This is a genomic window from Aeromonas sp. PS2Canimalfood6 (assembly GCF_048276795.1).
Lineage (GTDB): Bacteria > Pseudomonadota > Gammaproteobacteria > Enterobacterales > Aeromonadaceae > Aeromonas > Aeromonas caviae.
Genome location: NZ_JBLUXC010000010.1, coordinates 19445 through 36872, shown reverse-complemented (window position 1 = coordinate 36872; position 17428 = coordinate 19445). Strand labels below are relative to the sequence as shown.

The following is a 17428-nucleotide window of genomic DNA, read 5'->3' as shown; positions in this document are numbered from 1 at the left end:
ACTTTTTCTGGGAGCTGTTTCTCATATGCGTAAATCTCTTTCTGTATTCAGTGTCTTAGCCCTCAGTGTCGGTATCGCCATGTCCTCAGCACCGGCGCAGGCCGCACTGCCCCTGATGGCGAACAACCAGGAGATGCCGAGCCTGGCCCCCGTCCTCGAGCAGGTGACCCCTGCCGTGGTCAACATCTCTGTCTCTGGCAAGAAGATCACCCGCCAGCGCCTGCCGGAACAATTCCGCTTCTTCTTCGGCCCCAACATGCCTGACGAGCAGGTGAGCGAGCAGCCCTTCCAGGCGCTTGGTTCCGGCGTCATCATCGATGCCAAGAAAGGCTACGTGATCACCAACGCCCACGTGGTCCACGAGGCGGACGAGATCAAGGTCAACCTGAAGGATGGCCGTGAGTATGCGGCCAAGAAAATAGGGGAAGACAAACAGTCGGATATCGCCCTGCTGCAAATCAAGGCCGAGGATCTGGTGCAGATCAAGTTCGCCGACTCCGACGAGCTGAGAGTCGGTGACTACGCGCTGGCCATCGGCAACCCGTTCGGCCTGGGCCAGACCGTCACCTCCGGCATTGTCAGCGCCCTGGGTCGCAGCGGCCTCAACATCGAAAATCTGGAGAACTTCATCCAGACCGATGCGGCCATCAACTCCGGCAACTCGGGCGGCGCCCTGCTCAACCTGCGCGGGGAGCTGATCGGCATCAACACCGCCATCCTGGGCCCCAACGGCGGCAACATCGGCATCGGCTTTGCCATCCCGTCCAACATGGTGCGCGATCTCTCCGAGCAGATCGTGAAATACGGCGAAGTGCGCCGTGGCCAGCTGGGGATTACCGGCACCGAGCTCACCAGCGAAATCGCCAAGACCTTCGGCTACAACAAGAAGGACGGTGCCTTCGTCAACCAGGTCATGCCTGACTCCGCTGCCGCCAAGGCAGGCATCAAGGCAGGCGACATCATCATCAGCATCGATGGCAAGCCCATCCGCTCCTTCGGCGAGCTGCGTGCCAAAATCGCCACCATGGGGGCCGACAAGCAGGTCTCGCTCGGCCTCATCCGTGACGGCAAGGAGCAGACCGTCAAGGTCACCCTGAAGAAAGCGGATGACAGCGAGATCCTGGCCAGCGCCCTGCATCCGGCACTGGAAGGGGCCAAGCTGAGCACCACCACGGACCCCGTGACCGGCGTGGCCGTCTCCGACATCGATCCCCGCTCACCGGCAGCCGCCTCCGGCCTGCAAAAGGGCGACATCATCATCGGGGTCAACCGCCAGCGCATCAACTCCATGGGTGAACTGACCAAGGTGTTGAAAAACAAGCCGGAAGTCCTGGCGCTGAACATCCAGCGCGGTGACTCCTCGCTCTATTTGGTGATCCGTTAAGCCCCTCACACCCGCGGCAACCGCCGCGGGTGATTTTTATCCATCGATAATGTTATTCTCTGCCCGCAGCCTGTACGGACGAGAAAGACATGAAAATCCCACCTCTGATCAGCTACTTGGGCAAGTCCGTCGGCTTTGGCCTCGCCATGGCTGCGCTTTTGTTGCTGGTGTTTCCCAATTTTCGCGGCGGCGCCCCCCTGCCGGGCCTCATCACCAATGCCCGCGAGCTGAGCTTCTCCTACGCGGCCCATCGTGCCGGCCCTGCCGTCGTCAACATCTACACCCGCAGCTTCGCCGGCAATCGCGGTGAAAAAGCCGAACTCAGACCCCAGGGGCTGGGGTCCGGCGTCATCATGAACCAGCGCGGTCACGTGCTCACCAACTATCACGTCATCGCCGATGCGGACCAGATCATCGTCGCCCTGCAAGATGGTCGGGTATTCAGTGCAGAGCTGGTCGGCACCGACAAACTGACCGATCTGGCGGTGCTCTACATCGAATCGGACAACCTGCCGGTGATCCCTCAGGACCCGGATCGTCTGCCGGACGTGGGAGACGTGGTGCTCGCCATCGGCAACCCCTACAACGTCGGCCAGACCATCACCCAAGGCATCATCAGCGCCACCGGGCGTATCGGCCTCTCCAGCATGGGGCCGGACAGCAATGGCAGACAGGATCTGCTGCAGACCGATGCCGCCATCAACGAGGGCAACTCCGGAGGCGCCCTGGTCAATGGCCGTGGCGATCTGGTAGGTATCAATACCGCCGCCTACCACCTCAACGGCAATCAGGAGAGCTATGGCATCAGTTTTGCCATCCCCTACAAGCTGGCCAAGCGCATCATGGACGAGCTGATCGCCAACGGCCGGGTCATCCGCGGCTACCTCGGCATCTCCAGCGTCGAGATCAATCCCATCGTCGCGCGCATGCTGAACCTGGGGGACTTGCAGGGGTTGGTGGTGGAGAGCCTGGATCCCAATGGCCCAGCCACCAAGGCCGGTCTCAAACGTGGGGATGTGCTGCTCAAGATCAACGGAGAGGCCATCACCGGCGTGCGTCCCGTCATGGACAAGATCGTCGAGAGCCGCCCCGGCACCAAGCTCACCATCTCGGTGATCCGCAACGGCAAGCCGCTGGACGTCGATGTCATCATCGAAGAGGACCTGCGCTACCAGAATCAGACCCTGCCGACCAGCAGTGCGGCACCCACCACCTGAGGGGCGGATCCTCGCGGGGCCCGACAGGGCCCTTTTTTGTGCCCGCTTTCCTCCGGCGCCCACCTGTGCGTGAGACAGCTCACACATTGCGCCAATGAGCAATCGGGCGAAGGCGCCGTCAAAACGCGCCATCGATCACACTCCCTTGCCGCCAGTTCGCTCCTTTCCTCTTCCTGAACGCCAAAAGGGCTTCTTTTGATGCCTTTCCCTCCGGATTTCCACTTCGAATCGGAAAAAACCTGCCTCCTCCCGCACTCTCCTCCGCTTTATGGTGATCCCATCCTTTCTGCCAGCCTGGAGAGCAGACCTTGAACACCGACACCCATGACGCCCCCCTGACCCCGGACAGCCCGGCACTGCTGCGCAAGACCGACCTGACCCTGGCCCGCATTCACAACCTGCTGGCGGATCAGGGCATACGCCCCAACGACGTGCAGCAGCAGATGCTGGCCTCCCACGTCAAGGCCATGGTGTGGCGCTCCTACAGCGGGGGATCCCTGCCGGAGGTCGACCTCAGCCTGTTCGAGGAGATCTCCCCCCTCTCCCTGCGCCTGGCAGAGCAGGTCGTTGCCTGGCTCGACCGCCTCGCCTACGAGGAGGCGCACCTCTTGTCCGTCCATTTTGAAGTGGCCAAAGAAAACGAACTCAGCTCAGTAAAAGGAGAAAGCTAAATGACTGCCATCAAACTCGTGATTGGAGATCGTCTCGGCAAGGGTCAGAAAGTGGGGGCAGGCGCAGAAGCCGCCGGCGCCACCGTGACCGTCATCCCCGGCATGGCCGCCGACATGAAGCTCGGTGATGTGATGAACAAGGAGCAGGCCGACCTTGGCATCTCCTTCTGCGGCAGCGGTGGCGCGGGCGCCATCACGGCCCAGACCAAGTACGGCTACAAGTGCCGCTACGGCATGCGATCCATCGAAGAGGGTGTCACCGCCATCAACGAGGGGTGCGTGGTACTGGGCTTCGGCTTCATGGACAAGGAAGAGCTGGGCCAGAAGCTGATCGAAGCCTTCGCCAAGAAACACGGGCGCACCTGATGAAAGAACACTTCACCACCCGGATCACGGTCAACGGCAAGGGGGCGACTCGCCAGCAGGCGTTCGCTGCCGCCCTCAGCCAGGTGCAACCCAGCCTGCTCAAGGAGAGCCCCAAGGTGATGCTGCGCATCGAACCCCTCGAGGTCGAGGTGCTCGAGGCCGAGGAGTCGGTACGGGTGGAGAAGTTCCTGTTCTTCTTCCTGCCACGCCAGCGCCACGAGTTCCGGGTCCGGCTGGCGATCACCGTCAAGGTCATCAGCCTGGATGTCGACAAAGTGGATTTCACCCGGGCCTGACCCCACAACCAAAAGGACAAGTTGGATGTTTCTAATCATTTTGATGAAGTCACTCATCATCGGCGGCCTGGTAGGCGTCGGGGTGGGAGCTGGCGCGGCGCGGATGTTCCACGCCCCGACCGTGCAGGGGATGGGCGCGTTCCGTACCCTGGGCGAGCTCAACTCCTGCGAAGGGGACCCCGCATCCCACTTCTCGTTCGGTCTGGGCTTCTTCTTCAACGCCTGGGCCTCCACGGTCGCGGCCGGCGCCTTCACTCAGGACGTGGATCACCGCATCCTGCCGAACTGGGGTGCTGCGGCCCTGATGATCAAGAACCGGGATCTCGCCACCACCCTCCATGATCCCAAAAAGATGGCCATCGCCTGCGGCATCATTGGTGCCATCGTGGTCGCCTTCCTCAACAGCACGGCCGCCGCCGTACCTGCCGCCCTGCAGGTGACCGCGGTCAAGGTGCTGGTGCCCTCCGCCAACCTGCTGGTCAACACCGTCATGCCGGTGATCTTCTGGCTGGCCGCCATCGAGGCAGGCAAGAAGTCCGGCTTCTGGGCCACCATCTTCGGCGGTCTGGCCCAGCTCATCATGGGCAACGCGGTACCAGGCCTGGTGCTTGGCATCCTGATCGGCAAGGGGGTGGAAGAGAGCGGCTGGAACCACGTCACCAAGGTGATGATGAGTGCCATCGTCCTGCTGTTCGTGCTGAGCGGCTTCTTCCGCGGCTTTGACATGAAACTCATTGAATCCTTCCACCTGGGCGTTCCCCTGTGGCTGGAAAACGTCCACAACCTCATGAGCGGAAAATAAGGAAGCACACCATGGATGAGAAACTGAGAAACAACTTCTGGTATGCCGACTGGTCCTTCCCCATCTTTGTCGGTCTGCTCTCTTCCGGCGTCTTCGCCGGTACCCACATGTTCTACCTCTACGGGGTCGGCGCCTTCAACGAGGTGGCCTTCGTTGCCATGCTCAAGGCCGGCATGGACACGGGGGCCTATGGTGCAGTCGCCGCCTTCGGTGCCAGCTTCCTGTTCGCCCGCATCATCGAGGGCTCCCTGGTGGGGATCCTCGACATCGGCGGCGCCATCCAGACCGGAGTCGGCCTCGGGGTGCCCGCCCTGCTACTGGGGGCCGGTATCATCTATCCGGTGGAAAACTTCACCGCTTCCCTGATCACCGGCATGGGGATTGGGATGGCCATCGGCTACGTGATCATCCTGGCGCGCAAGTTCACCATCAACCAAAGCAACTCCACCTACGGGGCGGACGTCATGATGGGGGCTGGCAACAGCTCCGGCCGCTTCCTCGGTCCCCTCATCATCCTCTCCGCCATGGGCGCCTCCATTCCCATCGGGATAGGCTCCCTGCTGGGTGCGCTGCTGTTCTACATCTGGGAAAAGCCCATCACGGGGGGCGCCATCCTGGGGGCCATGCTGTTCGGGACCTTCTTCCCCATCGCCCTGGCTTAATCCAAGGCCGTCTCTTGGGCGGCATTCAAGAACCTGTTTGCGCTCTGTCGCGAAAGGTCGTCAGCAAGGTGAAGAGCAGCGCAGGGGCCGGAGCGTATGGATAGACGTGAGAACTCTTGGTTACAAATACGCGCACAGCACATGAGCCTTGGAAGCGGCCTCACAGTAAGAGCGCAAGCAGGTTCCAAGAGGGATATCAGCATGTACGACATGATCATCAGGGCGGGACGCCTGGGAAACGGGCAGCTCGTCGACATCGCCATCAAGCATGGCAAGATAGCGGCGCTGGGTTCGCTGCCAGAAAGCTCGGAGACGAAGCAAACCCTCACTCTGGGTGGGCAGGTCCATGTGAGCGCCGGCTGGATTGACGGCCACACCCACTGCTACCCCGCCTCCCCCATCTATCACGATGAGCCGGACAAGGTGGGCGTGGAATCCGGCGTCACCACCGTCATCGACGCCGGCAGCACCGGAGCCGACGATGTGGACGACTTCCAGCGTCTCGCCGCCACCTGCAAGACCCGGGTGCATGCCCTGCTCAACATCTCCCGCATCGGTCTGCTGCGTCAGAACGAGCTGGCGGATCCGGCAGACATCGATCCCGCCCTCGCCCAGGCGGCCATCCGGCGCCATCCCGGCTTCATCGTCGGCATCAAGGCGCGCATGAGCGGCAGCGTGGTGGGTGAAAGCGGTCTGCAACCCCTGCGCATGGCCAAGCAGATCCAGCAGGCCAATGGCAACCTGCCACTGATGGTGCACGTGGGCAACACGCCGCCGGATCTGGACGAGATCGTCGCCCTGCTGGGGGAGGGCGATCTGCTGACCCACTGCTTCAACGGCAAGCCCAACCGCATCCTGACCCCTGCGGGTGAACTGCGCCAGGCGGTGCGCGAGGCGATGCGGCGGGGACTCTTGCTCGACATCGGCCATGGCGGTGCCAGCTTCAGCTTCGAGGTGGCAGAGCTGGCCATTGCCCAGGGCATCCTGCCCCACACCATCAGTTCAGACATCTACTGCAAGAACCGCATCAAGGGGCCCGTCTACAGCCTTGCCCACGTGATGTCGAAGTTCTTCGCCATCGGCATGACCCTGGAGCAGGTACTCGCCTGCGTCACTCACCAGGCCGCCGATGCCCTGCGCCTGCCCGGTAAGGGGCGACTCGAGGTGGGCGCCGATGCAGACATCACCCTGTTCGAGGTGAGCTGCGGCCCCACTCTCTTTACCGATACCGAGGCCGGCACCCGCAACGGTGATCGGCAACTGCTCCCTCTCGCCGCCCTGGTGGGCGGCGCACTGGTTCTGACTCACTACGGGAAATCACACCATGCCTTCTGTGTATGAGAAATACCGGCTCAAACCGGTGATCAACGCCTCCGGGCGCATGACCATCCTCGGCGTATCCACCCCCGAGCAGGAGGTGGTCGATGCGGTCAACTTCGGCCTCGGCCACTACTTCGAGGTGAAGGATCTGGTCAACAAGACCGGCGCCTACCTGGCCGATCTGCTGGGCGTTGAAGATGCGGTGGTGGTCTCCTGCGCCAGCGCCGGCATCGCCCAGTCGGTGGCCGCCGTGATAGTGCGCGGCGACCCCTATCGCCTCGAGCAGTTGCATGCTCATGCCCACGACGTGCCGAGCGACATCGTGCTGCCCAAGGGCCACAACGTGAACTTTGGTGCCCCCGTCGGCACCATGGTCAACCTGGGGGGCGGCAGGGTGGTGGAGGCAGGCTACGCCAACGAGTGCACACCCGCCCAGCTGGCCGCCGCCATCCATGCCAATACCGCCGCCATCCTCTACATCAAGTCCCACCACTGCGTGCAGAAGAGCATTCTGTCGGTGACCGAGGCGGCCGAGGTGGCCAAGGCCCACGGGATCCCGCTCATCGTCGATGCAGCGGCCGAAGAGGATCTGCGTCTCTACTACAACCAGGGTGCAGATCTGGTCATCTACAGCGGCGCCAAGGCCATCGAAGGGCCCACCAGCGGCCTGGTGCTCGGCAGGCGTCAGTATGTTGAGTGGGTCAAGCAGCAGGCCAACGGCATCGGCCGTGCCATGAAGGTGGGCAAGGAGGGGATCCTCGGCCTGACCCACGCCATCGAGCGCTACCTGGCCAAAGAGAAGGAGAGCGGCACCGCCATGGTCGCCAAGATGACCCCCTTCATCGAGCGCCTCAACCAGCTGCCCGGCGTCAGCGCCAAGGTGGTGTGGGACAGCGCGGGGCGCGACATCGCCCGCACCGACATCGCCTTCGACCACCAGCAGATCGGCATGACCAGGGTGGAAGTGGTCTCCCGTCTGCAACAGGGTACCCCCGCCATCTACTGCCGCGGCTACAAGGCCAACGAGGGGCATATCGAGATAGACGTGCGCAGCGTCACCCTGCCCCAGCTCGACCAGATCCACTCCGCCATTGCCCACCTCGCTCAGGAGAACAACTGATGTCTCTTACCCCCAATTACTACCGCGATCGGGTCTGCCTCAACGTGCTGGCAGGTTCCAAAGAGAATGCCGTCGACATTTATGAGGCTGCCGAGGGCCACGTCCTGGTCGGTGTGCTCTCCAAGAACTACCCGGACATTCCCTCTGCCGTCGCCGACATGCAGGCCTACGCCAAGCTTATCGACAACGCCCTCTCCATCGGGCTGGGAGCAGGTGATCCGCGCCAGTCCGCCATGGTGGCCGAGCTGGCCCGCCAGTTGCAGCCTCAGCATGTCAATCAGGTGTTCACCGGGGTCGGGGCCAGCCGGGCGCTGCTCGGTCAAGCTGACACCCTCGTCAATGGCCTTGTCTCCCCCACCGGCATCCCCGGCATGGTGAAGATCTCCACTGGCCCCCTCAGCGCACAGCAGGCTGACGGCATCGTCCCCATCGACACCGCCATTGCCCTGCTCAAGGACATGGGCGGCAGCTCGGTCAAGTTCTTCCCCATGGGGGGACTCGCCTGCCGCACCGAGTATCAGGCAGTGGCCGAGGCCTGTGCCCGACACGGCTTCTGGCTGGAGCCCACCGGCGGCATCGATCTTGAGAACTTCGAGGAGATAGTGCGGATCGCGCTGGAGGCAGGAGTCGAGAAGGTGATCCCCCATGTCTACAGCTCCATCATCGACAGCGAGAGCAGCCAGACCCGGCCGGAGGATGTGCGTACCCTCCTCGCCATGGTGAAGGCACTGCTGGCATAGCAACCCCACAGGCACCGGTCCGATCACTGGGCGGTGCCTGGCTTGTTAATGACCCCCTTGTTAACATCGACCCACCATGCGCGACAGGAGTCCTCACCCCCTCATGACCAAGCTGCCCCACCCCAGACTCCAGCAACTGCTCGCCCTGCTTCACGCCGAGCCTCTGCCACAGGAGGAGCTGGCCCGCCGTCTCAATGTTTCCACCCGCACGGTGCGTACCGACGTGGCGACCCTGAACGAGCTCATTGCCACCCGGGGCGCCCACCTGATCCATCAGCGGGGCAGCGGTTACCAGCTCAAGATCTACAATCAGGGACTGTTCGATGCGCTGCTGGTCGCCCAGGGGCAGGAGAGCCCTCTGCCTCGCACCAGCCGCGAGCGGGTGCTGCACCTCCAGGTCTTGCTGCTGACGGCGGAACAGGGGATCAAACTCGACGAGCTGGCGGACACCTGGTATCTCAGCCGGGCGGCTTTGCAAGGGGACATGACGGAGGTGCGGGAGCGGCTCGCCCACTTCGGGCTCACCATCGACAGCAAACCCAGAGTGGGGATGCGCATTGCGGGAAGCGAGATGGCGATCCGCGCCTGCCTCACCCAACTGCTCTGCCAGGAGCTGCTGCACCAGCATCCGCTCCAGAGCCTGTTGCCCACCCTCTGCCCCAGCAAGACGCTGGAGGTAGTGGGCAACCACATTCACGAGCAACTCGGTCGCCATCAGCTGCGCCTGGCCGACGAGAGCCTGCAGCAAGTCACCGTCTACTGTGCCGTCGCCCTGCTTCGCCAGGCGTCTGGCCACGAGTTGCGCCAGTTTGCCAGCGACGACATCACCCCTCCCCTGGCAGTGGTGGCCCGCGACATCTATGCCGAGCTGCCAACCCTGACTTCACCGGGGCAGGAAGAGATCGCCTGTCTCGCCATCCAGATCCAGGCTCGCCTCACTGCAGAGACGCCCCTGCTCAGCCCGGCCATGGCGGCCGAGAGCGAGCAGCTGACTGCGCACCTGCTGGGTTACATCCACCACCACTACCCCTATGACCTGCGCGGCGACCCGCAATTGCGAGCCGACCTGCAGACCCATGTCGGCGCCATGCTGCTGCGGGTCAAATACCAGATTGGCAGCCACAATCCCCTGGCGGACCACATCAAGCAGTATTACCCCCTCGCCTACGACATCACCCTGGCGGCCATCTCTGAGTGGATCAGGCAGACCCCCTACCGGTTGACCCACCACGAGATCGGCTACCTGGTGATCCACATCGGGGTCGGCCTGGAGCGCCACTACGACATCGGTTACACCCGGCGCCCCCAGGCGCTGCTGCTGTGCGATGCGGGCAACGCCACCTTCCGGGTGCTGGAAGCACGCATCCGGCGGGAATACCCCCAACTGCAGCTGACCACGCTGGAGTCGGTGCGGGACTATGAGGGACTGGTACGAGTCGAGCAGGATTTCGTCATCAGCACCCTCAAGGTGAGCGAGAAGAATGCTCCCGTGGTGCAGGTCTCCCCCTTCCCGACCCAGTACCAGCTGGAGCAGCTCGGCAAGCTGGTGCTCGTCGATCGCACCCGTCCCTATCTGCTCGACAAGTATTTCGATGCCGACCACTTCATGGTGCTTGATGAACCCATCAGCCAGGGGGCGCTGTTTGATCGCATCTGCAGCCAGCTTGAGGCGGAGGATCTGGTGCAGAGCGGATTCCGGGGATCCTTGCAGGAGCGGGAGCAGATCGTCTCAACCATGCTGGGGGACGGCATCGCTCTGCCCCACTCCCTCGGCCTCCTGGCGCGCCGCACCCTGGTCTATACCGTGCTGGCCCCCCAGGGGATCGATTGGGGTAACGGCGAGAGCGCTACCCTCATCTTCGTGCTGGCCATCGCCAAGGCGGACTATGAGGAAGCCATGGGACTTTATGATCTGTTTCTGGCACTGATGAACGAAAAAGCCAGCAGAAGTCTGCTGGCTTGTCGGGATTTTGCCGCTTTCAAGGCGCTGGCTCGCAGCGCACCTTGAGCACGCCGAGGCGTATTACTCCTCATTGAAGCCCGAGGTGAACAGCGCCACCACGGCGGCCAGGGCCTCTACCTCTTCGGGGCCCTCCACCTGCACCTCCACCTGTTTGCCCTGGGCGGAGTCCAGCATCAGCAGGCCGATCACGCTGTCCGCGTCGGCCTCGACCCCCTCTTCGTTGCGCAGCAACACGTGGGCATCGAACCCCTGCACCAGCTCGAACAGCATCATGGCCGGTCGCGCGTGAATGCCTAACTTGTTTTTGACTTCTACCGAGGCGGAAACGGTCATCTGAGCATCCTGTGGATCTGTCAGGCGGGGTTTGAACGCTTGTCCAACGTGCGATGGCGGATCTGCACGTTCTTGCCAAGCAACCGGAATGCGCTGGCCAGCCGTTCGGCGATGAACACCGAGCGGTGTTGTCCGCCGGTACAGCCGATCCCGACGGTCACATAGCTGCGATTGTTGCGCTCCAGGTGGGGCAACCAGGTCCCCAGCATATTCTCGATCTGCTGGATGAACAGCATGACATCCGGCTGGCTGGAGAGGTAGTTGGCAACGGGCTCATCCTTGCCGGTGAAGGGCTTGAGCTCCGGGATCCAGTGCGGGTTGGGCAGGAAACGGGCGTCGAACACGAAGTCCGCATCCTTGGGAATACCGTACTTGAAACCGAATGACTCGAACACCAGCACCAGCTCGTTCTCTTTCTTGCCAAGCACCCGGGTTTTGATGAGCTCGCTGAGATCGTGAATGCTGAGGTTGGTGGTGTCGATGCGCAGGTCGGCGGTCGAGGAGAGCGGTGCCAGCAGGTGGGTCTCTTCCCGGATCGCCTCGTCCAGCGAAAGCTTGTTGCGGGACAGAGGGTGCAGACGGCGGCTCTCACCGTAGCGTTTGAGCAGGGTCGCGTTGTCCGCATCGAAGAAGAAGCTCGAAAACTTGACTCGCCCCTCGTTGCGCACCTGGCTCAGCAGGTTCTCCAGCCTGTCTGCCTGGGCAGGCAGGTTGCGCACGTCGATGCTGACAGCCAGCTTGTCATACTGGCTCTCCACCGACACGATCAACTGGGGCAGCAGGTTGACCGGCAGGTTGTCCACGCAGTAGTACCCGAGATCCTCGAGCACCCTCAGGGCCACCGTCTTGCCGGAGCCCGAACGACCGCTTACTACTATTAACTGCATCTTGTCCCCTCACGCCAACGTGGCTGTGTCAGACCCGGCCTCAGGCCGACGTCATGATCTGATAGAGTTCTTCGTCGCTGGTCGCCTGGCGCAGCTGGCGGCAGACGGCCTTGTCACCCAGTTTGGATGCCATCAGGGAAAGAGTCTTGAGGTGCTGCTTGCACTCGCTTTCCGGCACCAGCAATGCAAAGAGCAGGTCAACCGGTTGATTGTCGATAGAATCGAAAGGGATGGGCTCGGAGAAGGTCATCAACACGGCGGTCGGCGCGAAGGCGTCGTCAATCCGGCCGTGGGGGATGGCGATACCGGCTCCGATCCCGGTACTGCCCATCTTTTCTCGCGCCAGCAGGCTTTCAAACAGGACCTGGCGGGAAGCGCCGAGGCGCTCTGCGGCCAGTTCACTGATGATCTCGAGCGCGCGTTTCTTGCTGGTACAAGGGACCGCACTCTTGGTGCAGTCCCGACTCAGTATGTGTTCAAGTTGCATAGTTATTTTTGATTTAACTTATCTTTGTGCTTGATGATCTGCCGATCCAGTTTATCCAGCAGGGTATCAATCGCCGCATACATGTCGGCATGCTGCGAATTGGCGAACACCTCTCCCCCGCTGACATGCAGCTTGGCTTCGGCGATCTGGTTCAGTTTTTCGACGCTCAACACCACGTGTACGTTGTTGATATGGTCAAAGTGACGCTCGAGTTTGGCAAATTTGTTGTTCACATAATCACGCAGAGCTTCGGTAATCTCGACATGGTGTCCGGTCAGGTTAATTTGCATAACGTCTTCCTTTTGTTTGCCTAAACCAGGCGTTTGCGCTGATTGGATGGCGGGATCAACAAGGATTCACGGTACTTTGCGATCGTGCGTCTCGCCACCATAATACCCTGTTCGGCCAGCAAATCCGCGATCTTGCTATCACTAAGCGGCTTGGCGGGGTTTTCCGCCGTCACCAGCTTCTTGATCAGGGCGCGAATAGCGGTCGATGAGCACTCTCCTCCTCCCTCCGTATTGACGTGACTGGAGAAAAAAAACTTCAGTTCAAAAATGCCGCGGGGCGTATGCATGTACTTCTGGGTCGTGACCCGTGAAATGGTCGACTCATGCATCTCCACCGCTTCCGCGATGTCGTTGAGTACCATGGGTTTCATGGCCTCTTCGCCGTACTCGAAAAAGCCCTGCTGCTGCTCGACGATGCAGCTGGCCACCTTGAGCAGGGTGTCGTTACGACTCTCCAGGCTCTTGATGAACCACTTGGCCTCCTGCAAATGAGAACGGATGAACTGGGTATCCGTGCTGCTGCGGGCATTGCGCGCCATGGCCGCATAGGCCTCGTTGACACGGATGCGCGGAGCAGAATCCGGATTGAGTTCAACCACCCACTTGCTGCCCTTCTTGACCACGGACACATCCGGGATCACGTACTGGGATTCACTCTGGATGATGCCGTTGCCGGGTCTGGGCTCCAGTTGCTGGATGAGATCCAGCACCTCCTTGAGATCGCTCTCCTTGAGGCGGGTCTTGCGAGCCAGGGTGCGGTAGTCGCGATTGCCGAGCAGGTCCATGTGTTCGCGGATCACCTCTCTGGCTTCCTCGAGCCAGGGCAGGTCCGGCGAATACTGGCCGAGCTGGATCAGCAGACACTCTTGCACCGAACGGGCGGCGATGCCGACCGGATCGAAATGCTGCACCCGCTTGAGCACGGCTTCGATCTCATCCAGTTCGACTTCTACCTCCTCGCTGCTGACTGCAGCCTGAATATCCTCGAGGGTGGCAGTCAGATACCCGGATTCGTCGATGGCATCGATGATGGCAAGCGCGATGGCAGCATCCACATCACTGAACGGGGTGAGCCGCATCTGCCACAGCAGGTAGTCCTGCAGGTTCTCGGTGGTCTCCCCCTGATAGACGCTGTCTTCCCCGTCATGGATGGGGCCTGCACTCTGAGCTGTACCGGCCGAGTAGACCTCGTCCCAGGTGGTGTCCACCGGCAGTTCATCCGGCATGCTCTCCTGGGCCATGGCATCGCTGGAGTCGAGTTGACTGGCGTCCTGTGTCTCTGCCTGACTGGTTTCCTGCGCCTCGTTCTCCTCTTGCTCCAGCAAAGGGTTGTTGTCGAGCGCTTGCTGAATTTCCTGCTGGAGTTCCAGGGTGGAGAGCTGGAGCAGACGAATCGCTTGTTGTAATTGTGGCGTCATGGTCAGGGACTGACCGAGACGCAACTGTAATGTCGGCTTCATCTACGTCGGGATATCCTTATGTTCAGCGAGGCAGTCACCTAACAAAAATGAGGGGTGCCCCCTTACTATAGACTGAATTGATCGCCCAAATAGACGCGCTTGACCTGCTCATCGGCGAGGATATCGGCCGGCGCGCCCTCGGCAATCATCTTGCCGTGGCTGACGATGTAGGCCTTCTCGCACACATCCAGCGTCTCTCTGACGTTGTGGTCCGTAATCAGCACACCCAACCCGCGCTCTTTCAGATGCTGGATGATCTTTTTGATATCGATGACTGAAATAGGATCAACACCTGCGAAAGGCTCATCGAGCAGAATAAATCTCGGTTCTGCCGCCAGCGCCCGGGCGATTTCCACCCGGCGCCGCTCCCCACCCGAGAGGCTCTGGCCCAGGCTGTCGCGGATATGGGTGATATTGAACTCTTCCAGCAACTGTTCGACCTTATCCTCCCGCTCTTCGCGGCTCAACCCCTTGCGGGTCTGCATGACCCCCATCAAGTTGTCGAACACCGACAGGCGCCGGAAGATGGAGGCCTCCTGAGGCAGATAGCCGATGCCATTGCGGGCACGGATATGCATGGGCTGCAGGCTGATGTCCTGCTCGTCGATGGTGATGAGGCCGGCATCTCGCTGCACCAGGCCCACGATCATGTAGAAGGAGGTCGTCTTGCCCGCACCGTTCGGGCCGAGCAGGCCCACGATCTGGCCCGTTCCCACCTCCAGGCTCACATCGCTGACCACCATGCGGCGCTTGTAGCTCTTTTGCAGACCCGTTGCTTTTAACACTGCCATGGCTGTTGTTTCCTACTTCTTCTGATCGGCGGGTTTGTCAAAGTTCTCCACCTGATCCGGCAGGAACACCGTCTTGACGCGCTGGGTGGGCCCCTTGCTCTCGGCAATCATCTTCTGCTTGACGATGTCGTAGCGAATGAGATCGCCGGTCACCTGGCTGTCTTCCTGCTTGAGCTGGCCATTGCCGGTGATGGTCACCAGCCGGTTCTTAAGCTCGTAGCGGATGCTGTTGCCATGGGCATTAACCGGTTTGCCGTTGTCCAGCACCTGGAAGAAGGTGGCTGGGTTGCCATACGCGGTCATGACCTCGGCGCCCTTGTCGCCGGAGCGGATCACCACCACCTTGTCAGCCTTAATCTTGATGGTGCCCTGGGTGATGATGACATCCTCGCTGAAGGTGATGCGGTTGTCCTGCATCTCGGCCACCTGCTTGACAGCATCCACATAGACCTTCTCGGCAAAGTCGGACTCTTTGGCATTCAGGGAACCGCACAGCAACAGGGCCGTGAGGGCCAGATTAACGTTTTTCATTGAAATAAGTGGCATGGCCTTTATCCAGTAACTCGAAATATTTACGTTCCAGGTGACCCTTGAGGCCAACGCCCTCGGTCTGGAACTCCTGGCCCACAATGCTGATGTGCTGGTTGCTTCTCATCCCCTGCGTCACCAGATCCAGCTCCAGATAGGAGGTATCCAGCGTGGAGATGAAGGAGGCGGGCAGCAGACCGTCCAGATGCACCTTGTCACGGAGGATCACATTGTCATCGGTGTTGAGCACCCCGGTTTCGGCCGTCAGCTTCCATTCGGCCGCGCCCTTGTCATCGAACATGTAGACCACCGGCCTGGTGAAAGTGGCCTGCTCGAGTACCTGGTAGTACTCCGCATATTCGGATTCCAGCCGCTCGGTGCGCTTGCCCTGCTCGTTGAAGCGGGTCGTCACCAACTCTCTGGCGGTGAAGTCCGGTTGAAAATTTTCCGTCTTGGTGGTCGGCTCGGGGACCAGCTCGATCTCCCCCAGCTGCCAGGCCGCCAGCGCAGCCAGAAACAGCAGGCCGAACAGCACAGTCTGTTTGTTCATCGCGACGCCTCGGGTTGATAGTCAGCCAATCCCTGGGCCTGCAAGATCAGGTCGCACACCTCGCGCACGGCCCCGACGCCACCGCCAAGCCGCGTCACCAGGTCCGCCTTCGCCAGCACAAGCGGATGGGCGTCGGCAACGGCGATACCCAGGCCGCAAGCCTGCATCACCGGCAGATCGATGGTGTCATCTCCCATATAGGCGGCTTGCGATGCATCCAGCCCGAGCTTGGTCAGCAAGGCCTCGAAGTGGGGCAGCTTTTGGTCTGCACCCTGCACCAGGTGCTGGACTCCCAGACTCTTCATGCGATCGCTGACGATGCGGGAGTTTCGCCCCGTGATGATGGCAATCTCGATGCCCGCATTGAGCAGGGCACGCATGCCGGCACCGTCACGGGTGCAGAAAGTCTTCAGCTCTTCGCCGTTATTGCCCATATAGATGAAGCCGTTGGAGAGCACCCCATCCACATCGCACACCAGCAGGCGGATCTGCGCCGCCTTCTCGTACTGGCTGCGCGTCACCGGACCATAGAGGGTCGGTACGTCTTGCATCAAATTACTCCGGCTTTCAGCAGGTCATGCATGTTGAAGGCACCCAGCGGGTGTCTCTCCCCATCCACGACCAACAACCCGTTGATTTTCCTGGTTTCCATCAGCTTGACGGCCTCGGCCGCCATCATCTCAGGCCCTACGGTAACACAGTTCACCGTCATGACGCGGCTGATGGGGGTGTGATGGATGTCCACCTGCAGGTCCAGAATGCGGCGCAGGTCACCATCGGTGAACAGACCGGCAAGCAGCCCTTGATCGTCCACCACCGCCGTCATGCCGAGCCCCTTGCGGCTCACTTCCAGCAGCGCCTGGCTGATGGTGGCATCTATCCCCACCTTGGGCAACAGCTCGCCGCTGTGCATCAGATCGCCCACTCGCAACAGCAACCGCTTGCCGAGGGACCCGCCCGGATGCGACAGAGCAAAGTCATCGGCTGTGAAGCCACGGGCCTCCAGCAGGGCCACGGCCAGCGCGTCCCCCATTACCAGGGTGGCGGTAGTGCTGGATGTCGGGGCCAGACCGAGGGGGCAGGCCTCTTTCTCCACCTTGATGCACAGGTGCACGTTGGCCTCTTTCGCCATGGTGGAAGCCGGATTGCCTGTCATGCAAATGAGTGGAATGCCGCGGCGCTTGAGCACCGGCAGCAGGGCCAGGATCTCGTCGCTCTCGCCGGAGTTGGATATGGCGATGATGAGATCCCCGGCTGAGATCATGCCGAGATCCCCGTGGCTCGCCTCGCCCGGGTGCAGGAAGAAGGCGGGCGTTCCCGTGCTGGCCAGGGTCGCGGCAATCTTGTTACCGATATGACCCGACTTGCCCATGCCGGTCACCACTATCTTGCCGCCACAGCGCAGCACCATCTCGCAGGCGCGCTCGAACGCCTCGTCAAGGTACTGGTAGAGTCCATCAATGGCTTGTTTTTCTATGTCCAGCACCGCTCGGGCGCTGCGACGGAAATCGAACAATTCAGACACTTTTTCAGGCTTTACAGACATAAAGGCACAGCTCCG

The 17428-nt window shown here is 61.3% G+C and carries 21 protein-coding genes; 11 read left to right on the top strand and 10 right to left on the bottom strand.

The window, feature by feature from the left end; all coding sequences use genetic code 11:
• Positions 1 to 25 precede the first annotated feature (25 nt).
• From ACNPAA_RS06485 to ACNPAA_RS06435, 11 genes are all read left to right on the top strand, one after another.
• The gene (locus tag ACNPAA_RS06485; RefSeq protein ID WP_042015057.1) at positions 26 to 1384 is read left to right on the top strand and encodes a Do family serine endopeptidase; all 1359 of its coding nucleotides are present in this window, start codon (positions 26 to 28) and stop codon (positions 1382 to 1384) included.
• 89 nt (positions 1385 to 1473) lie between these two features.
• Positions 1474 to 2601 carry an outer membrane-stress sensor serine endopeptidase DegS gene (gene degS / locus ACNPAA_RS06480; RefSeq protein WP_161469869.1) on the top strand — a complete coding sequence of 376 codons (1128 nt, stop codon included), beginning with the start codon at positions 1474 to 1476 and terminating at the stop codon, positions 2599 to 2601.
• A 308-nt stretch (positions 2602 to 2909) separates the two neighbouring features.
• Positions 2910 to 3272 carry a transcriptional regulator gene (locus tag ACNPAA_RS06475; RefSeq protein ID WP_102949038.1) on the top strand — a complete coding sequence of 121 codons (363 nt, stop codon included), beginning with the start codon at positions 2910 to 2912 and terminating at the stop codon, positions 3270 to 3272.
• A complete protein-coding gene (locus ACNPAA_RS06470) occupies positions 3273 to 3638 on the top strand; it encodes an SFCGS family glycine-rich protein (protein ID WP_049637185.1) in 366 nt (121 codons plus the stop codon).
• The gene (locus ACNPAA_RS06465; protein ID WP_049637184.1) at positions 3638 to 3934 is read left to right on the top strand and encodes a DUF4312 family protein; all 297 of its coding nucleotides are present in this window, start codon (positions 3638 to 3640) and stop codon (positions 3932 to 3934) included. The genes ACNPAA_RS06470 and ACNPAA_RS06465 overlap by 1 nt, the downstream gene beginning before the upstream one ends.
• A gap of 25 nt (positions 3935 to 3959) precedes the next feature.
• Positions 3960 to 4736, top strand: coding sequence for a DUF4311 domain-containing protein (locus ACNPAA_RS06460; protein ID WP_201872168.1), 777 nt, complete (start codon positions 3960 to 3962; stop codon positions 4734 to 4736).
• A gap of 11 nt (positions 4737 to 4747) precedes the next feature.
• Complete coding sequence (locus ACNPAA_RS06455; RefSeq protein WP_041214029.1) at positions 4748 to 5398, top strand: DUF4310 family protein; 651 nt, start codon at positions 4748 to 4750, stop codon at positions 5396 to 5398.
• Positions 5399 to 5599: 201 nt separating this feature from the next.
• Positions 5600 to 6739 (top strand): amidohydrolase/deacetylase family metallohydrolase, encoded by a 1140-nt coding sequence (locus tag ACNPAA_RS06450; protein ID WP_201872166.1) that lies wholly within the window; start codon positions 5600 to 5602, stop codon positions 6737 to 6739.
• On the top strand, positions 6723 to 7838 hold the full coding sequence (locus ACNPAA_RS06445; RefSeq protein WP_201872164.1) for a DgaE family pyridoxal phosphate-dependent ammonia lyase: 1116 nt from the start codon (positions 6723 to 6725) through the stop codon (positions 7836 to 7838). The genes ACNPAA_RS06450 and ACNPAA_RS06445 overlap by 17 nt, the downstream gene beginning before the upstream one ends.
• Positions 7838 to 8578 carry a 2-dehydro-3-deoxy-phosphogluconate aldolase gene (gene dagF / locus ACNPAA_RS06440; RefSeq protein ID WP_114522694.1) on the top strand — a complete coding sequence of 247 codons (741 nt, stop codon included), beginning with the start codon at positions 7838 to 7840 and terminating at the stop codon, positions 8576 to 8578. Before ACNPAA_RS06445 ends, dagF begins: the two co-directional genes overlap by 1 nt.
• A gap of 103 nt (positions 8579 to 8681) precedes the next feature.
• Entirely contained in the window at positions 8682 to 10586 is a 1905-nt protein-coding gene (locus ACNPAA_RS06435; RefSeq protein WP_201872162.1) for a BglG family transcription antiterminator, read from the top strand.
• 15 nt (positions 10587 to 10601) lie between these two features.
• Here the strand turns inward: ACNPAA_RS06435 and npr are convergent, their stop codons facing one another.
• The 10 genes from npr to ACNPAA_RS06385 all read right to left on the bottom strand — a co-directional run bounded on the left by npr (position 10602) and on the right by ACNPAA_RS06385 (position 17413).
• Positions 10602 to 10874, bottom strand: coding sequence for a PTS phosphocarrier protein NPr (npr, locus tag ACNPAA_RS06430; protein ID WP_010675868.1), 273 nt, complete (start codon positions 10872 to 10874; stop codon positions 10602 to 10604).
• 20 nt (positions 10875 to 10894) lie between these two features.
• Positions 10895 to 11761: an RNase adapter RapZ gene (gene rapZ, locus ACNPAA_RS06425; protein WP_010675869.1), complete on the bottom strand. Its 867-nt coding sequence runs from the start codon at positions 11759 to 11761 to the stop codon at positions 10895 to 10897.
• Positions 11762 to 11801: 40 nt separating this feature from the next.
• Positions 11802 to 12248 (bottom strand): PTS IIA-like nitrogen regulatory protein PtsN, encoded by a 447-nt coding sequence (ptsN, locus tag ACNPAA_RS06420; RefSeq protein ID WP_010675870.1) that lies wholly within the window; start codon positions 12246 to 12248, stop codon positions 11802 to 11804.
• Between the two features lie 2 nt (positions 12249 to 12250).
• Positions 12251 to 12538 (bottom strand): ribosome hibernation promoting factor, encoded by a 288-nt coding sequence (hpf, locus tag ACNPAA_RS06415; protein WP_005305957.1) that lies wholly within the window; start codon positions 12536 to 12538, stop codon positions 12251 to 12253.
• Positions 12539 to 12558: 20 nt separating this feature from the next.
• Positions 12559 to 13998 (bottom strand): RNA polymerase factor sigma-54, encoded by a 1440-nt coding sequence (locus ACNPAA_RS06410; protein WP_113978266.1) that lies wholly within the window; start codon positions 13996 to 13998, stop codon positions 12559 to 12561.
• 65 nt (positions 13999 to 14063) lie between these two features.
• Entirely contained in the window at positions 14064 to 14789 is a 726-nt protein-coding gene (gene lptB / locus ACNPAA_RS06405) for an LPS export ABC transporter ATP-binding protein (protein ID WP_010675872.1), read from the bottom strand.
• Between the two features lie 12 nt (positions 14790 to 14801).
• A complete protein-coding gene (gene lptA, locus ACNPAA_RS06400; RefSeq protein ID WP_010675873.1) occupies positions 14802 to 15320 on the bottom strand; it encodes a lipopolysaccharide transport periplasmic protein LptA in 519 nt (172 codons plus the stop codon).
• The gene (lptC, locus tag ACNPAA_RS06395) at positions 15307 to 15867 is read right to left on the bottom strand and encodes an LPS export ABC transporter periplasmic protein LptC (protein WP_069785530.1); all 561 of its coding nucleotides are present in this window, start codon (positions 15865 to 15867) and stop codon (positions 15307 to 15309) included. Before lptC ends, lptA begins: the two co-directional genes overlap by 14 nt.
• On the bottom strand, positions 15864 to 16418 hold the full coding sequence (kdsC, locus tag ACNPAA_RS06390; protein WP_041211851.1) for a 3-deoxy-manno-octulosonate-8-phosphatase KdsC: 555 nt from the start codon (positions 16416 to 16418) through the stop codon (positions 15864 to 15866). Before kdsC ends, lptC begins: the two co-directional genes overlap by 4 nt.
• Positions 16418 to 17413 (bottom strand): KpsF/GutQ family sugar-phosphate isomerase, encoded by a 996-nt coding sequence (locus tag ACNPAA_RS06385; RefSeq protein ID WP_029314845.1) that lies wholly within the window; start codon positions 17411 to 17413, stop codon positions 16418 to 16420. Before ACNPAA_RS06385 ends, kdsC begins: the two co-directional genes overlap by 1 nt.
• Positions 17414 to 17428 lie beyond the last annotated feature (15 nt).

Excerpts from the sequence above, each read along its gene's own strand:
- ACNPAA_RS06485 (WP_042015057.1), top strand. The coding sequence starts at position 26 with ATGCGTAAATCTCTTTCTGTATTCAGTGTCTTAGCCCTCAGTGTCGGT.
- degS (WP_161469869.1), top strand. The coding sequence starts at position 1,474 with ATGAAAATCCCACCTCTGATCAGCTACTTGGGCAAGTCCGTCGGCTTT.
- ACNPAA_RS06470 (WP_049637185.1), top strand. The coding sequence starts at position 3,273 with ATGACTGCCATCAAACTCGTGATTGGAGATCGTCTCGGCAAGGGTCAG.
- ACNPAA_RS06465 (WP_049637184.1), top strand. The coding sequence starts at position 3,638 with ATGAAAGAACACTTCACCACCCGGATCACGGTCAACGGCAAGGGGGCG.
- ACNPAA_RS06460 (WP_201872168.1), top strand. The coding sequence starts at position 3,960 with ATGTTTCTAATCATTTTGATGAAGTCACTCATCATCGGCGGCCTGGTA.
- ACNPAA_RS06455 (WP_041214029.1), top strand. The coding sequence starts at position 4,748 with ATGGATGAGAAACTGAGAAACAACTTCTGGTATGCCGACTGGTCCTTC.
- ACNPAA_RS06450 (WP_201872166.1), top strand. The coding sequence starts at position 5,600 with ATGTACGACATGATCATCAGGGCGGGACGCCTGGGAAACGGGCAGCTC.
- ACNPAA_RS06445 (WP_201872164.1), top strand. The coding sequence starts at position 6,723 with ATGCCTTCTGTGTATGAGAAATACCGGCTCAAACCGGTGATCAACGCC.
- dagF (WP_114522694.1), top strand. The coding sequence starts at position 7,838 with ATGTCTCTTACCCCCAATTACTACCGCGATCGGGTCTGCCTCAACGTG.
- ACNPAA_RS06435 (WP_201872162.1), top strand. The coding sequence starts at position 8,682 with ATGACCAAGCTGCCCCACCCCAGACTCCAGCAACTGCTCGCCCTGCTT.
- npr (WP_010675868.1), bottom strand. The coding sequence starts at position 10,874 with ATGACCGTTTCCGCCTCGGTAGAAGTCAAAAACAAGTTAGGCATTCAC.
- rapZ (WP_010675869.1), bottom strand. The coding sequence starts at position 11,761 with ATGCAGTTAATAGTAGTAAGCGGTCGTTCGGGCTCCGGCAAGACGGTG.
- ptsN (WP_010675870.1), bottom strand. The coding sequence starts at position 12,248 with ATGCAACTTGAACACATACTGAGTCGGGACTGCACCAAGAGTGCGGTC.
- hpf (WP_005305957.1), bottom strand. The coding sequence starts at position 12,538 with ATGCAAATTAACCTGACCGGACACCATGTCGAGATTACCGAAGCTCTG.
- ACNPAA_RS06410 (WP_113978266.1), bottom strand. The coding sequence starts at position 13,998 with ATGAAGCCGACATTACAGTTGCGTCTCGGTCAGTCCCTGACCATGACG.
- lptB (WP_010675872.1), bottom strand. The coding sequence starts at position 14,789 with ATGGCAGTGTTAAAAGCAACGGGTCTGCAAAAGAGCTACAAGCGCCGC.
- lptA (WP_010675873.1), bottom strand. The coding sequence starts at position 15,320 with ATGAAAAACGTTAATCTGGCCCTCACGGCCCTGTTGCTGTGCGGTTCC.
- lptC (WP_069785530.1), bottom strand. The coding sequence starts at position 15,867 with ATGAACAAACAGACTGTGCTGTTCGGCCTGCTGTTTCTGGCTGCGCTG.
- kdsC (WP_041211851.1), bottom strand. The coding sequence starts at position 16,418 with ATGCAAGACGTACCGACCCTCTATGGTCCGGTGACGCGCAGCCAGTAC.
- ACNPAA_RS06385 (WP_029314845.1), bottom strand. The coding sequence starts at position 17,413 with ATGTCTGTAAAGCCTGAAAAAGTGTCTGAATTGTTCGATTTCCGTCGC.